The 14,034-nt window shown below is 62.1% G+C and carries 14 protein-coding genes and 1 pseudogene; 1 reads left to right on the top strand and 14 read right to left on the bottom strand.

All coding sequences use genetic code 11. From position 1 onward, the window contains the following. Window positions 1–155: 155 nt before the first annotated feature. From QRN22_RS09210 to QRN22_RS09220, 3 genes are all read right to left on the bottom strand, one after another. Window positions 156–2,585 (bottom strand): TonB-dependent siderophore receptor, encoded by a 2,430-nt coding sequence (locus QRN22_RS09210; protein ID WP_231570198.1) that lies wholly within the window; start codon window positions 2,583–2,585, stop codon window positions 156–158. A 269-nt stretch (window positions 2,586–2,854) separates the two neighbouring features. Next, window positions 2,855–3,823 (bottom strand): FecR domain-containing protein, encoded by a 969-nt coding sequence (locus QRN22_RS09215; protein WP_042555082.1) that lies wholly within the window; start codon window positions 3,821–3,823, stop codon window positions 2,855–2,857. Beyond that, window positions 3,816–4,355 carry a sigma-70 family RNA polymerase sigma factor gene (locus tag QRN22_RS09220; RefSeq protein ID WP_042555083.1) on the bottom strand — a complete coding sequence of 180 codons (540 nt, stop codon included), beginning with the start codon at window positions 4,353–4,355 and terminating at the stop codon, window positions 3,816–3,818. The genes QRN22_RS09215 and QRN22_RS09220 overlap by 8 nt, the downstream gene beginning before the upstream one ends. Window positions 4,356–4,611: 256 nt before the next feature. Here QRN22_RS09220 and QRN22_RS09225 point away from each other — a divergent pair, with 256 nt between their 5' ends. Continuing rightward, on the top strand, window positions 4,612–5,616 hold the full coding sequence (locus tag QRN22_RS09225; RefSeq protein ID WP_042555084.1) for an Ldh family oxidoreductase: 1,005 nt from the start codon (window positions 4,612–4,614) through the stop codon (window positions 5,614–5,616). Here the strand turns inward: QRN22_RS09225 and QRN22_RS09230 are convergent. The 11 genes and pseudogenes from QRN22_RS09230 to cobG all read right to left on the bottom strand — a co-directional run bounded on the left by QRN22_RS09230 (window position 5,609) and on the right by cobG (window position 14,009). Next, window positions 5,609–6,130, bottom strand: coding sequence for a hypothetical protein (locus QRN22_RS09230; RefSeq protein WP_042555085.1), 522 nt, complete (start codon window positions 6,128–6,130; stop codon window positions 5,609–5,611). The two genes, QRN22_RS09225 and QRN22_RS09230, sit on opposite strands and share 8 nt — an antisense overlap. Before the next feature lie 125 nt (window positions 6,131–6,255). Further along, window positions 6,256–6,459 carry a cellular communication/signal transduction gene (locus QRN22_RS26465; protein WP_306456097.1) on the bottom strand — a complete coding sequence of 68 codons (204 nt, stop codon included), beginning with the start codon at window positions 6,457–6,459 and terminating at the stop codon, window positions 6,256–6,258. A 133-nt stretch (window positions 6,460–6,592) separates the two neighbouring features. Beyond that, window positions 6,593–6,754, bottom strand: a pseudogene (locus QRN22_RS09240) (hypothetical protein); the annotation flags it as partial. 65 nt (window positions 6,755–6,819) lie between these two features. Further along, on the bottom strand, window positions 6,820–7,344 hold the full coding sequence (locus tag QRN22_RS09245) for a hypothetical protein (RefSeq protein ID WP_042555092.1): 525 nt from the start codon (window positions 7,342–7,344) through the stop codon (window positions 6,820–6,822). A gap of 75 nt (window positions 7,345–7,419) precedes the next feature. Next, window positions 7,420–8,037: a calcium-binding protein gene (locus tag QRN22_RS09250; protein ID WP_042555093.1), complete on the bottom strand. Its 618-nt coding sequence runs from the start codon at window positions 8,035–8,037 to the stop codon at window positions 7,420–7,422. A gap of 102 nt (window positions 8,038–8,139) precedes the next feature. Next, window positions 8,140–8,898: a hypothetical protein gene (locus QRN22_RS09255; protein ID WP_156152747.1), complete on the bottom strand. Its 759-nt coding sequence runs from the start codon at window positions 8,896–8,898 to the stop codon at window positions 8,140–8,142. A gap of 4 nt (window positions 8,899–8,902) precedes the next feature. Beyond that, a complete protein-coding gene (locus QRN22_RS09260; protein WP_156152748.1) occupies window positions 8,903–9,211 on the bottom strand; it encodes a hypothetical protein in 309 nt (102 codons plus the stop codon). A 222-nt stretch (window positions 9,212–9,433) separates the two neighbouring features. Beyond that, window positions 9,434–11,095, bottom strand: coding sequence for a precorrin-3B C(17)-methyltransferase (gene cobJ, locus QRN22_RS09265; RefSeq protein ID WP_285402303.1), 1,662 nt, complete (start codon window positions 11,093–11,095; stop codon window positions 9,434–9,436). Between the two features lie 168 nt (window positions 11,096–11,263). Continuing rightward, window positions 11,264–12,016, bottom strand: a complete 753-nt coding sequence (locus QRN22_RS09270; protein ID WP_042555002.1) for a precorrin-2 C(20)-methyltransferase — start codon at window positions 12,014–12,016, stop codon at window positions 11,264–11,266. Window positions 12,017–12,024: 8 nt separating this feature from the next. Beyond that, the gene (locus QRN22_RS09275) at window positions 12,025–12,657 is read right to left on the bottom strand and encodes a precorrin-8X methylmutase (RefSeq protein ID WP_042554990.1); all 633 of its coding nucleotides are present in this window, start codon (window positions 12,655–12,657) and stop codon (window positions 12,025–12,027) included. Beyond that, window positions 12,654–14,009 carry a precorrin-3B synthase gene (gene cobG / locus QRN22_RS09280; protein ID WP_042554991.1) on the bottom strand — a complete coding sequence of 452 codons (1,356 nt, stop codon included), beginning with the start codon at window positions 14,007–14,009 and terminating at the stop codon, window positions 12,654–12,656. The genes QRN22_RS09275 and cobG overlap by 4 nt, the downstream gene beginning before the upstream one ends. Between the last annotated feature and the right edge of the window lie 25 nt (window positions 14,010–14,034).

The following is a 14,034-nucleotide window of genomic DNA, read 5'->3' on the forward strand; positions in this document are numbered from 1 at the left end:
CAGCGCGGTATCCCGCCCTTACGCTCGTGAGGTTGCCGCCAACCGTAACGGCCAGGCGATTGGTGGGCTGAATCCCACCCTACAGGCAGCACGCCTCGCCGCCGGTAACCCCGGTAGGGTGGCCCCGGTCCTGGGTCGGGCTGCGGGCCGCTTTCTCAGAAGCTGTAGCGGGCCGTCAACTTGAAATTGCGTGGGTCGCCGTAGATGTCGTAGGGGTACCACTCGCCGTTGGCCACGCTGGTGTAGTAGGTGCGGTCGAACAGGTTGTTGACGTTGAGCTGCAGATCCAACTGCTCGCTGGCCTTGTACCCGGCCACCAGGCCAACCACGGTGTAGGAACCCTGCTGGTTCTTCCAGGCAGTGGCACCGGTGCCACCTGAAGTACGGATGCGGCTCTGCTGGTAGACATCACCCCCTATGCGCCAGCGCTGCAGCTCCCCGGGCAAGGTGTAGAGCGTCGACAGTTTGAACAGCTGGCGCGGTTTCTTGCGGTCGAAGTCCTCGCCTTCGCGGGCTGCGTTGGCATCGCTGACATACTTGGTTTGGGTGTAGGTGTAGCCCGCAGCGACCTGCCAGTCGTCGCTCAAGGCGCCCTGGATTTCCAGGTCGATGCCGCGGCTGCGCACCAGCCCGGCGGCCTCGTAGCAGGAGCTGTCAGGCGTGGAACCACAGCCGAGTTGGCCCGTCAGGGTCTGGGCACGATTTTTCTGGTCGATCTGGAACAGTGCCAGGCTGGCATTCAAGGCACCGTCGTAGTATTCGCCCTTGATACCGACTTCGTAGTTCTCACCAACCATCGGCTCCAGCGGTTTTCTGTCCAGGCCGCGATCGTTCTGGGGTTTGAAGATATCGGTGTAGCTGACGTAGACCGAGTGGTTCGTATCCAGGTCATAGACCACACCGGCATAGCGGGTCAGGTTGCGAGTGACCTTGTAATCGCTTTCGCTGCTTTCGCGATCGTCGTATTCGTACCAGTCGACGCGACCGCCGAGGATCAGCGACAACGGTTCGCTCAGGCGCAGGCGGGTCGTGGCGTAGACGCTGTCCTGGGTGGTCAGCTCACCCGTCCAGGAGGGGTCGACCACGATGTTCGGTTTCGCGTGACCACGGGGATTCCAGGCGAAGAGGTCGACGTCGTCATCGATGAAGTCGCTCCAGCTGTCACCCGTGCGGTAAGTCAGCTCACGCTTGCTGGCGCCCACGGTCAGGTCGTGCTCCAGACCGAACAGCTGGAAGGGCCCGCTGAGCGCCAGGTCGTAGCCGACTTCCTTCTGCTCCATGGCCTGTGTCCACAGGTAGTGGCGGTCGTATGCCCAGATCGAAGAAGCCAGCACCTCGGTATCGGTTTTCGCCTGCATCGCCGCCAGGCGCAGCGTCCAGTCGTTGGCGAAACCGTGCTCCAGGGTGGCGAAGTAGCCGGTGGTGCGGTTGTCCGAATATTCCCAGTCATGCCCCAGGAAGGTGTCGCGGGGCAGTCCCAGATGACCGCCGCCACGGGCCATGGGCAATCCGCCCCAGATGTAGTTGCTGTAGTTCTTCTGCCGGTAGGCGCCGAGGGTCAGGGTGGTGCTTTCGCTGAGATCGGCGTCGACCACGCCGTAGAACAGGTCGTGATCGTGTTCGACCGAATCGCGGAAGCTCTTGGCGTCCTGCCGGGAGATCACGGTCCGGGCGCGCAGGGTGCCGTTTTCATTGAGCGGGCCGCCGACATCCAGGGTGCCGGTGTAGTCGTCCCAACTGCCGGCGCTGCCGGTAAGCGTGCCTTGAAATTCATGGGTCGGGCGCTTGCGCACCAGGTTGATGGCGCCGGATGGGCTGCCGGCGCCCTGGGCCAGGCCCGTGGCGCCGCGGACGATTTCCACACGGTCGTACATGGCCAGGTTGGCTTCGCCGCTGGGCAGGTAGGTCAGCAGGCTGGTGGGGAAGCCGTCGTACATGACGTTGTCGACATCGAAGCCGCGGGCGCTGAAAGACGGCCTGCCGACACCTCCCGAATTGTTCAGGAACACGCCGGGTGTGCTCTGTACCACGTCGCTGATGCTGGTCATGGCCTTGTCGTCCATGCGCTTGCGGGTGACCACACTGACCGACTGCGGTGTTTCGCGCAGGCTCAGGGGCAGCTTGGTGGCGGTCTGCATGGTGCCGGTGGTGTAGGAATCACTGTTCTCGGTCGTCGCCGTCAGGCCCTGGCCGGTGATGCTGGTGGCGCCCAGCTCCAAGCCCGCGCCCGCTTCCTGCGGTGTCAGCAGATACAGGCCATTGCCTTGCGGTGCAGCTTGCAGACCGGTGCCTTGCAGCAGTTGCCGCAGCCCGCCTTCCACGCTGGTGGCGGCGTTCAGGCCGGGGCTGCGCAAACCTTCCACCAGGGCTGGCTCGATGGGCAGGGTGATGCCTGCCTGACTGGCGAAGTCGGACAGGGCGCTGCTCAGGTTACCGCCCGGTACCTGATAGGCACGACTCTGCTCGGTTGCCTGCTCGGCGGCCTGCAGCTGGGCCGCAGTGAGGCTGCCGCCCGCGATGATCAGCCCCAGTGCGGCAGCGTATACCGCCCGTGCCAATGGTTGCATGCCCTGCGTCGTCGCCATGTTGCCGTCCCCGCCCAGTGAGAATGATGTGGTTACGGGAGGGACACGCAGCCAGAAGAAAACACGACAATGATTCTCAGAACCAGCTCACGATCTGCTGCGCTTCGGCCCTGCGGCGTCAAAACAAGCTGGATTGCCAGCCCGAACCAGGCGTTCCCGTCGCAATGCTCATGTACAACTCGTAAACACGCGTGCGAGCCCAGTCCGCTTCTTCGCTTGTTTTTGCGGGGGCGCCTGGCCCTGCAGTGCGCTAGCTCGTGAACAGGTTCTTACGCGGTGGCACGCGCGGTGACGGTGACCCAATAGGCCGTGCGGTAGTGGACGCTCACCGGCAGGGTCTGGCTCAGGGCGCGGAGAATCTGGTCGGTATCGCGCAGCTGGAAGGCACCAGAGATCAGCAGCCCGGCCACCGCCGGATCGCAACGCAGCAGACCCGGGCGATAGCGATCCAGCTCGGCGATGAAGTCATCCAGGCGCATCTTTTCTGCACGCAGCACGCCGCTTAGCCAGTCGAGACGATGCTGTGCCAGTGCCACCGCAGGCTCTGCAGTGCGAGCGTTGACGTAGGTCTGCTGGCCGGTCGCCAGACGCAGCAGGCCGTCATCGCCTCGTGACAGCCGCGGACGCACTTCGACAGCACCCTCCAGCGCAGCGAGGTAGGTACTTTGCGGGTATTGGCGCACCAGAGCGCGGCTGCCCAGCAGGACGATTTGCGCGTCGGCGGTATCGACGATGAAGGGCCGCCTGGCCTGCTCACCGGGCACCTCGATGAGCAGCTCGCCGGCGATCAGGCGTACGCGACGAACGCTGTCGTCGTAGGCGATATCGACTGCGCTGCCGGTGTTCAGGCGAAGCTGTCCGCCATCCGGCAGGTGCAGGGTGCGCTGCTCACCGGTGGCGGTGCGCTCGTCCGCCTGCCATTCACGCCAGGGCAGGCTGCGGTGTGCGGCGAGGCCGAGCGGGGCGGCGGCGATCAACAGGGCAAGGGTTTTGAGCACTTGTCGCCGTTGCAGATTGCGTGGGCGCTCCAGGGCCGCCCGTCCGGCGCCTCCGGCAAGCTGTTGGGCATGAGCGCTGAAACGCTCGGCCAGTTGCCAGGCTCGCTCGTGATCGGCATGTCGGGCCCGCCATTCGGCACAGGCAGCATGCTCGGCGGCGCTGACCCCACTGTTCTGTAAACGCACGAACCAGCCGGCCGCCTCACGGGCGATCCGCCGGTCGATGGGCGACTCACTCATGCCTCGCGCCCTGGCTGGCGAGCACGATGCATTCCTCGAAGGCCCGTGCGAGGTGGCGCTGCACCGAGCGCACGCTAAGGCCGAGTCGGCTGGCGATTTCCTCCTGTGTATAACCCTCCAGCTGCGCCATCAGGAACGCCTGCCCGGCCTTGGCGGGCAGTGCGGCAAGTACCTGATCGACCTCGTCGAGCGCTTCGAGCACCAGAGCCTGATGCTCCAGCGATGGCGCCAGCTCTTCCGGTATTTCCGCCAGCGCGGCCAGGTAGGCGTGCTCCAGCGAGCGGCGGCGGTAGAGGTTGATGGTCAGGCGGTTGGCGATGGTGGCCAGGTAGGCGCGGGGCGTCGTGAGGTTCAGCGGCTCGCCCGGGGCATTGCTGAGCAGACGCACGAAGGTGTCCTGGGCCAGGTCCGCCGCATCGGCGGCATTGCCCAGGCGCTTGCGCAGCCAGCCTTGCAGCCAGCTGTGGTGGTGGCTGTAGAGCTGATCGATGGCCTGGTGCGGGTGGTGAGGTGCCGATGGAGTGGAATGCACGGGATAGGTTCGGTGGTAATGAGAATTCGTCGCATTCTATCAGTGTAATCATGCACTCGTACAAACAAGGGTGCGGCTGCAGCGCTTCCTGGCTATCGCTGCGCTCAACGCCAGGTTCCGGGACGTTGCAAGCGCTGATCGGACTATGCTGAATTCGTCATCTGCCGGGAGCAAAGGCATCAAGCCAGCGACTGCTTCAGGTCTCACTGTATAACGTCAATCTGGCCCTGCGGCCGCCTCGAACAAGGAGCTCAAGATGATTCGACTGACCCTGGACGAAGCCGAAGAGCTAGCGCTCTCGATCATGCGCCACAACGGCTTCAGCGAAGCCCAGGCGCGGGCAGTGACCGCCACCGTGCTGGCCGGCGAGCGCGACGGCTGCGCCTCCCACGGCCTGTACCGCGTGCTGGGCTGCGTCAGTTCGCTGAAGGCTGGCAAGGTGGTGGCCGATGCCGAGCCCGAGGTGATCGACCAGGCACCCTCGATCGTCCGCGTGGATGCCCGCGGCGGCTTCTCGCAGCTGGCTTTCCAGGCAGGGTTGCCGGTGCTCGAAGAGAAAACCAGGGCCAACGGCATCGCCGCGCTGGCGATCAACCGCTGTGTGCATTTTTCCGCATTGTGGGTAGAGATCGAGGCGCTCACCGAAGCCGGGCTGGTGGCCCTGGCGTGCAATCCCAGCCATGCCTGGGTAGCACCGGCCGGTGGCAGCAAGCCGATCTTCGGCACCAACCCCATCGCCTTTGGCTGGCCGCGCGCCGGCAAGCATCCGTTCATCTTCGACTTCGCCACCAGCGCCATCGCCCGTGGCGACATCGAGTTGCACCGTCGTGCCGGCAAGGCCATCCCGGAGGGCTGGGGCATCGATGCCGACGGCCAGCCGAGTACCGACGCCGAGGCGGTCATGAACGGCGCCATGCTGACCTTTGGCGGGCACAAGGGCTCGGCGCTGGCGGCCATGGTGGAGCTGATCGCCGGGCCGCTGATCGGTGACCTGACCAGCGCCGAGTCCCTGGCCTACGACGCCGGCAGCAAATCGTCGCCCTATCACGGCGAACTGATCATCGCCCTCGACCCGCAGCGCTTTCTCGGTGCGGCTGCCGATCAGCATCTGGCAAGGGCCGAGGCGCTGTTCGACGGTATCGAGGGACAGGGCGCGCGGCTGCCTTCGCAGCGTCGCTACGATGCGCGCGCCCGCAGCCTTACCGACGGTGTACAGATTCCCCAGGCGCTCTACGACGACCTCAAGGCGCTGCTCAGTTGATGCTGTAGCCACGCCCACTCAGGCAGGCACCCAGGGCGCGCCGGTAGTAGTCGGTGGCGCTGGGGGCGGGTGCACTGATGGCGGTAGCCGGATCGAAACCGCTCTGGCTGACTGCCCAGCTGTGGCACTCGTAGCGGTCGCGGGCCTGCAAGTCCGCGTTCTGGCCGCGGGCCGGGTAGGCGATCACGTTGTAATTGGCCGCAGGTGCCGCCACGGCTACCGGCGGCGCCTCGACCACGATGTATTGCCTGCGGTCGGCGTTCCACATGTAGTAGCTGCCGGCGGCGACGAAGTACAGCGCGCTGCCGATCCACAGCTCACGGGCGTAGTCCGGCAGGCCGTGACCATGCCGTGGGCCCGGGCCGCCCCAGCCTGGCCCGGGGCCGCCGTGCCCACGATAACCACCCGGGCCTCCTGGGCCACCACCCGGCCCGCCGGGGCCAGCCACCGCGTTCAGGGAAAGCGTCGCCAGCAACAGTGCGGCGACGGCGGTACGGGGGAGACTTGCTTTCATCATGGGCTCCAGAGAATCGACAGCCCGACCAGACGGTTGGGCAGGATCGATTATCGGGAGGCCTGTGCAAGGTGACGTCAGGCAGATGTAAAGCTGGTGTAAAGGAGGCCTGAACCGGCCTATCGTCAGTCGAGGCCCAGGTAGGCGGCGACGCTTTCCTCGAAAATCTGCACCAGCTCAGCGTCCATGTACTGATACTCGTCCGGAATATCCAGAACGTGCAGCCGTTTATGGCTCAGCAGCCGAGCGAAGTCGGCCAGCAATCGGCTCTTGTGCTTGTGCTCCATGACGAACACCACGTCGGCCCATTGGATATCGCTTGCGCTCACCGTCCTCCGTGCCCTCGGGCTGGTGCCTGCGGAGCGCACGCTGAGCCCTGGATGCTTGCGCCATACTGTTTCGGCGGTGGGGCTGCGCCACTGGTTGCGGCTGCAGATGAACAGAATGTTGGTCATAGGCAGGCTAGGACTGTGGATAACTGCGCGGCGTGTACACCCACTCACCGCCATCGCCTCGGGGGAAGCGCCGGGTCTGGCTGGAGCCGATGATCACCAGGGTGCGCATGTCGACCATGTCCGGGGTCAGCTCGCCGAGGTCGAGCACGCGCAGGGCTTCGGCGGGGCGATCCCAGGTTCGGCGAAAGCTGCCATGTCTACGATGTGACAATGCGGTCTTCGTTAAATCAGTGTTTAGCGACATTCAGTACCTGAGTCCTTATTGAGTAACGCGAGCCTATACACATCACTGCCACCATAATCGGACTTTCGGCTGTAGCCATCTGGCCCATAGGGACAAACTATGTATTCCCCGGATTCAATCGCTTTGTCCGCGAGCACTTTAGCCCATAGGCCAACAAGCAGGAATATGATGAGGGCTATAAAAGCGCCCGTTATGATCAATGCGTTGCTGAGCCACGTATAACTTGCAAGCTTCAGGAAAACCAGAAGATGCATTATACCCACGCCGACAAACACCACAAAAACCCCGGCCAGCCCTGGATTTAATAAAAAAAGCAGCGCACTGTGCTGAACCAACAAAACATCATCAGACATATAATATAGCTGCACAACTTGACTTAGATAATCGCCTAGCATTGCGTAAGCGATCAACCACGCGAGATAAATCGAGAAAACAATCTTGAGCGGCGCAAAACGATTATCTGCATTACGCATATTGATCATCGAATTCAAGATTTTCTTAGCAACTTCCATCATGACGACACTCGGCCTTGAAATTAGGTGAACAGCCAAGATGAACAAATCACCTCGGCAGGCTTGGACAATCAGACGTTACAGGATTAGATTCTCTTCGGTTATGAAGGGGCTCCACAGCGTCCTGACGAATGGGTTGGTGAAATAAATCTCGTACTCAACTTCAAAATCAGCGATGCCATCTCCCGTTCTATCGCCTTGGAGCGTGAAACTGGGGTCTGCAGCCCAGTCCGTATCGAGTCTGAGTTCGCCGGCCTTACCAGTAAATTCATTGAAAAAAATGAACTCGAACGCTTGATTACCTTCCACACTCAGATTCGCATCCATAGCACTAAAGTCTAGCTTGTCCGCATCAAGCCTGAAATAAGTACCAAAGTCCGGGGCATAGTTCATGCTGTTGAAGTACACGGCCTCCATCTGTAGCGTCAAGCCGTGAACAGATTTTTTTACAAGGTCTTCGCCAGGGCTCGAAAAATCGGTGTCGTAAAACTTAATGACATTGCTCCCTCCATGAACAACAAATATATCGTTTCCATAGCCCCCCGTCAGCGTATTCCCACCGAGCCAGTCTCCTACAAGAATATCGTTATAGGAAGACCCTATAACAAGATCTATATTTCTGTACTCGCCTGAGTCGAAGAGAGAAAAAGGGGTATCGAGCCATTGAAATTCTGCGCCCCTCAAACTCATAGCCATCTGTTCATCTAAAAAACTAGGCCGTGAAGGGTTGAACTCTAACCTCAGATTTTCAATACGTTGATTAACGTAGTCATTGCCACTAAGGATTGCATGAACCTCTTATTGAACACCTGAAAAATCTAAAACATTATATCCTGCCCCCCCAATAACGATGTTTTGTGGCGTAAGAAAGTCCCAGCCCTCAAGCGCCCAGTCTTCCTGAATTAGAAACCAGTTCAGACCTTCGCCACCAATCATTTTGTTGTAACCTCCTGAGCCGTTAAAAAAATACCCTCCGGCGCCGTTTGCTATAAATTCTTGGTATCCGTTGCTATCTGAACTCAAGTCTGCCATGTCGATTGTTTGCGGTGCTGCTTTGTTGAGTAGGTTAGTATGACCTTGCTCATCAATTACAGCGCTTTCGTTTTTCCTCAAGGAAGCTCCAGCTTGAGCAACAAATTCATTGAGTATGTTTTCTGCGTCCGGATAGGCATCCGGGTTTTGAAAAACCTGCATTAGCGCTTGATAAACTTGGTATCCTGTTAAGGTATTCGGTTCAGCCTCCGCGCCAAGTGTACTGCTAGGCAATCCAAGAATACCTGATAAAAAATCATTTATTCGGCCTTGAGCATCGAACCACTCAAGTCCAATTGATAATAACAGACCCGCTCCCAGTGATAGTGGAATACTAAGCCCTGCGGTGGCCACAGTCAGTCCAGCGCCAATTGCAATAATTGCGGTTTGAGTGCCAATGGCAACGTAGGGCGAAACACCGTTATCAACATCAGTCCCTATCGCACTTCCTGCCAGCGCAACTTGAGCAATTATATTATTTTTGAGTGCGAAATTTTTAACAGCTGTATATTCGGCATGGCTCATCGTCTCATCGTCTCATCGTCTCTTTGGTGATGTCGGCAATAAGGCCTGGCAATGCTGCCATTTCAGGTATAAGAAAGCCGATCATCCCATCAGTGATATAGTTGTCACTTTCAGGTGATACATAATGCGCGCTGACTTCACTTTTATTGCTTTGGTAGTGCTTTTCGTTTTGGTATCTCAGATAATTTATTGCTTGATGCGGAGCTGTAGCTCCCATGCCCCGATGAAAGCCACCGCCTATGTAGCCAGCATCATTATCAGGTGGGTCGTCATATGGCGTTATTAAAAGCCCTTCATTCCAGTACAGCGTCATTATCAATCCCTCGGTAGAACATTGGTTTCCAGTCACTCTATCTATAAGACGTTTAGCCAAGGAGGGGTCAGTAAATGTCGCGGAATGGTTGGGGTCTGGGCGGGCAGGCCCTAGCTACGACAAGCTCCGTCTTCTGCTAGTCAGATCAAAGTCGATAAACGCAACGTAAGTACTTCAGTACTCGTAGCGAGATCGATAGCCAACCGGGATTTACAGGGGCGATTAGTCGTTTTGTGGATAACTGCGCGGCGTATACACCCATTCGCCGCCATCGCCCCTGGGCAGACGGCGGGTCTGGCTGGAGCCGATGATCACCAGGGTGCGCATGTCGACCATGTCCGGGGTCAGCTCGCCGAGGTCGAGCACGCGCAACGCCTCAGCGGGGCGGCCGATGTCGCGGCCGAGCACCACCACGGTGTCGGGCGTACGGTGCTGGCGGACGATTTCCAGGGCGCGGCCGAGCTGCCAGGGGCGAGCTTTGGAAATCGGGTTGTAGAAGGCCATCGCCAGATCCGCTGCGCCAGCATGGTCGAGGCGGTTTTCGATCACCGCCCAGGGCTTGAGATTGTCCGACAGGGAGATCAGGCAGAAGTCGTGGCCCAGCGGCGCGCCGGCCTTGGCGGCGGTGGCCAGGGCAGCGGATACGCCGGGCAGAACCTCCAGCTCGACGGCGTGCCAGTCGGTCGTCGTGCCACTGGTTTCCAGGGCTTCCAGCACGGCCGCTGCCATGGCGAATACGCCGGGGTCGCCGGAGGAAATCACCACCACGCGGCGGCCGCTGGCCGCCAGTTCGAAGGCATGGCGGGCCCGTTGCAGCTCTTCACGGTTGTCGCTGCAGTGGCGCACCTGTTCCGGGCGCAACGGCTCGGCCATTTTCACGTAGGTTTCGTAGCCGAGCAGATCTTCGGCTTCGTCCAGCGCGCGGCGAACGGCGGGGGTCATGTGTTCGGCGGCGCCGGGGCCCAGGCCGATCACGCTCAGGCGACCGCGGGGGCGGCCCATGGATTGCGCCGCTTCGGGCGAGTCGGCCTGCAGCACCTGCAGGTTTTCGCTGCGGTGCACCCGAGGTGGCAGTCCATCGTCAGCGCGGACGAAGCGCAGTGGTACGGCGAGCTCGCTGGCGACCTGGGCCAGGCGCTTGTCGCTGATCAGTGCCTGGGGGGCGAGCAGAGCCGCCAGGGATTTCGGCGCCAGGCGCGACTGTTCGAATGCCTGGCGGATGGCCGCGGCAAGGTCATCTGCCTTGTCGACCAGAACGAGTAGCGTGCGTGGATGGATCAGCAGTTCGTCAGGCTGCGCGGGGCGCTGTTCGGTGGTGATCCGTACGGTACGGCCGGCATCTTCGGCCAGCGGCAGGCTGGCATCGTTCAGCCACGGCGCGGTGCCATCGATGCGCAGGCTTTCGCCGCCCAGCAGGTCGGAGACGAAGCGCTTGCCCTGCTCCAGGTCGGCCAGGGCATAACCGCTCGGCGGGTCGAGCAGGCAGGTGCCGAAACGCAGCTCGCCGCTGGTGGTGATGGCCGCGCGGGTCTCCAGTGCCGTGGCGATCTCCCTGGCCATGCGGTTGACGCCGCCCAGGCCGCCGAGCAGCGGCACCACGGCGCTGCCGTCTTCGGCTACGGCCAGCACCGGTGGCTCGGCGCCCTTGCTGGCGAGCAGCGGTGCCAGGCTGCGAATGACGATACCGGCGGCGCACAGGGCGATGATCGGCGTGCCGCTGCGATACAGGCTGCGCAGGGTGTCGCCGAAGTCGTCGTAGGCCTGGTTGGCCTCGACCCGCCCGCGCAGACCATGGATCACGGCCTGTGGATAAAGTGTCTGCATGCGCCGCGCAGTGGCCAGCGCAGAGGGGCCGAGGATGACGATGGCGGGTGAAGAGGTCATGGTTTATCCACTGTCAGGAACAGGCAGGCGAGTTCGCTGCAATCATGTAGGAGCTGGCTTGCCGGCGAAGCGATCCGACCCGCAACACAACTATCGATTTGGCCATCGATATCGCCAGCAAGCTGGCTCCTACGGAAAAGGTGCTTACTGCGAGACAGCTGTTTCAGTTCAACCCCGCCATTTCTCACCGGGCACCACGATCATCGAAAAATACGGCGAGGCCATCGGTTCGACTTCATCCAGCGGCACGATGCGCTGGTTGGCCATGGTCGCCCGTTCCACGTAGTGAGCACGGTCGTGCAGGCCGAGATCCTGCAGCACCCGGCGGACTTTCTCGAAGTTGCGACCCAGCTTCATCACCACGGCGGCTTCGGCATCACGCAGGCGCTCGCGCAGCTCGTCTTCGGGCAGCACACCGGAAAGCACCGACAGGCTCTGGTTGCGGTACACCAGGGGAACGCCGAGCACCGCCGCGCTACCGAGCATCGAGCACACGCCGGGGATCACCTGAGCCTCGTAGCGCTCGGCCAGGCGGTCATGCAGGTACATGTAGGAGCCGTAGAAGAACGGGTCGCCTTCGCAGATCACCGCCACGTCGCGGCCCGCGTCGAGGTGCTCGGCGACCTGGGCGGCGCAGGTGTCGTAGAAGTCGCTGATCACGTCCTCGTAGGACAGCGGCGGCTCGAGCTTTTCGGTGGTCACCGGGTAGACCAGTGGCAGGCGCTGCTGACTGTCGTCCAGGTGACCTTCGATGATGCCGAAGGCGTTGCCGCCCTGGCCGACATTGGCCTTGGCCTTGGCCACGAAGTAGCCGACCACGGGTGACGACTTGAGCAGGCGCAGGGCCTTGAGGGTGATCAGTTCGGGGTCGCCCGGGCCTACGCCCAGGCCCAGCAGGCGGCCTTTGCCGGGGCGGTCCATGCCGGTCATCATTCGACCTCCGTGGCCAGGGCGTTGACCGCGGCGGCGGCCATGGCGCTACCGCCCCGACGGCCCTGCACGATCACGTAGGGCACGCCATGCTCGGCGAAGGTGCTGGCGAGCAGGTCCTTGGACTCAGCAGCGCCCACGAAGCCCACCGGGAAGCCGAGAATCAGCGCTGGTTTGGGGGCGCCTGCAGCGAGCATGTCGAGCAGATAGAACAGCGCGGTGGGGGCGTTGCCGATCACCACCACCGAGCCTTCGAGATGCTCGCGCCAATGCTCCAGGGCCACCGCCGAGCGGGTGTTGCCGAGCTTCTTGGCCAGCTCCGGTACACCCGCATCGTTGAGGGTGCAGATCACCGGATTGCCGGCCTGCAGGCGCGTGCGCGTCACCCCTTCGGCAACCATGCGCGCATCGCAGAGAATCGCCGCGCCATTGGCGAGGGCCTGGCGGCCGGCCGCACCGGCACCCGCGCAGAAGCGTAGATCCTGCACCACATCGACCATGCCGCAGGCGTGGATGACCCGCACCGCGAGCTTCTCGAGATCCGCCGGAATGGCGCTCAGGTCGGCCTCGGCGCGGATGATGGAGAAGGAATGGCGATAGATCTCCTGACCATCGCGGATGTAATCGGTCATCGGGTGAAACTCCGGGTAGCGGTGAGCGAGGCCAGCAATTCGGCGGCGTCGTCAGGTGTCAGGTGGTGGCCCAGCAATTGGCCGAAGCCGGTGCCGAGCGGTTGGCGGGCGAACAAGTCGTAACGACCCTCGGCCACGGCCAATAAGGTGAAAGGTGTGCGATGGGCGGCGGCGCAGGAGCGGCTGCATCCCGTGAGGTGAATGCCCGGCTGCTCGCTGCCAGCGGGTAGCCGGTCGGCCAGGCGCAGGGCATCGGCCTTGGTGTCGGCCTGGCCTTTGGCACAGCCGCTGGCGCCGGTGCAGGCGATGATACGGGTCAGCGGCGCGCTGGCATCGGTCAGCAGGCCGAGTGCGTGCAGGCTGTGCATGACTGCATCGGCAGCCGTCTCGGGGATATTGGTCAGCAATACGCTTTGCCAGGGCGTCAGGCGCAGGCTGCCATCACCGTAACGGCGGGCGAGATCTGCCAGGCCGAGTAACTGTTCGGCATCCAACCGACCGAGCACAGCGGCGGCGCCGATATGCACGAGACCCGGCTGACGCTGCTCATGGATACCGAGATGGGCATTGTCTTGCGCCGGGGGGCGGCGCCAGTTGCCTGCAGGCAGCAGCACATCTCCCAACCGTATCTGCAGACGCTGCAGCAGATCGGCAGGAGAATGGTTTTCCAGCAGATGCCGCATGCGCGTCTGCTCTGGCGTGGCCAGCTCCAGGAACAGGTCGAGCAAGGCGATGATCAGTTCGTGAGCAGAGGCTTGCGGCACGACAGCCAACGCGGCTGCATCTTCTTCTGCGAAGGGCGGGCAGCCGGCCAGCCCGAATGCATAGCCGATACCGCCGTTCAGCGGCAGCGCGCTGAGCCATATATCGTGGGGGTGTTCGAGCATCGCGAGGCGTTCGCCGCCGTCGAGCAGCAGGGCGAACTTCGGCGACAGGGCATGCAGATGCGCTGTGTTTTCCAGCGTCGCCAGCAACTGCATGGCCAGTGGCGAGATATCCACAAGCGCTTGCGGATCCACGCCTGCGGCCGGGCTGACCATCAGGTTGCGCACATCGTCGGCAGCGGGTGAGCGCGGGCCGAGGCCAGCGGCCAGCAACTCGCCGATCAACGCGTCTTCACTGCCGGCGTGGATGCCGCGGATCTGCAGGTTGGCGCGGTTGGTGGCTTCGATCACGCCGCCTGCATGGCGTTGTGCGGCCCTGGCGATGCGCTCAGCTCCGGTGGCATCGAGGCGCCCGCAGGCCAGCTTGATCCGGCAGATGCCGCCGTCCTTCGCCTGCACGATACGCAGCAACCCCGGACAGGCCGAGGGGCGAACAGCAGGGGATGGAATGCAAAAAGCCTGTTTCAACGGATCACCGGGGTCGGGTCACATG

The organism is Pseudomonas sp. MEJ086 (assembly GCF_030209025.1).
Lineage (GTDB): Bacteria > Pseudomonadota > Gammaproteobacteria > Pseudomonadales > Pseudomonadaceae > Aquipseudomonas > Aquipseudomonas fulva_A.

What these genes read in the sequence shown, in the direction of transcription:
- QRN22_RS09210 (WP_231570198.1), bottom strand. Translation starts at nt 2,585, where the DNA reads ATGGCGACGACGCAGGGCATGCAACCATTGGCACGGGCGGTATACGCT.
- QRN22_RS09215 (WP_042555082.1), bottom strand. Translation starts at nt 3,823, where the DNA reads ATGAGTGAGTCGCCCATCGACCGGCGGATCGCCCGTGAGGCGGCCGGC.
- QRN22_RS09225 (WP_042555084.1), top strand. Translation starts at nt 4,612, where the DNA reads ATGATTCGACTGACCCTGGACGAAGCCGAAGAGCTAGCGCTCTCGATC.
- QRN22_RS09230 (WP_042555085.1), bottom strand. Translation starts at nt 6,130, where the DNA reads ATGAAAGCAAGTCTCCCCCGTACCGCCGTCGCCGCACTGTTGCTGGCG.
- QRN22_RS09245 (WP_042555092.1), bottom strand. Translation starts at nt 7,344, where the DNA reads ATGATGGAAGTTGCTAAGAAAATCTTGAATTCGATGATCAATATGCGT.
- QRN22_RS09250 (WP_042555093.1), bottom strand. Translation starts at nt 8,037, where the DNA reads ATGGCTATGAGTTTGAGGGGCGCAGAATTTCAATGGCTCGATACCCCT.
- QRN22_RS09255 (WP_156152747.1), bottom strand. Translation starts at nt 8,898, where the DNA reads ATGAGCCATGCCGAATATACAGCTGTTAAAAATTTCGCACTCAAAAAT.
- QRN22_RS09260 (WP_156152748.1), bottom strand. Translation starts at nt 9,211, where the DNA reads ATGACGCTGTACTGGAATGAAGGGCTTTTAATAACGCCATATGACGAC.
- cobJ (WP_285402303.1), bottom strand. Translation starts at nt 11,095, where the DNA reads ATGACCTCTTCACCCGCCATCGTCATCCTCGGCCCCTCTGCGCTGGCC.
- QRN22_RS09270 (WP_042555002.1), bottom strand. Translation starts at nt 12,016, where the DNA reads ATGGACCGCCCCGGCAAAGGCCGCCTGCTGGGCCTGGGCGTAGGCCCG.
- QRN22_RS09275 (WP_042554990.1), bottom strand. Translation starts at nt 12,657, where the DNA reads ATGACCGATTACATCCGCGATGGTCAGGAGATCTATCGCCATTCCTTC.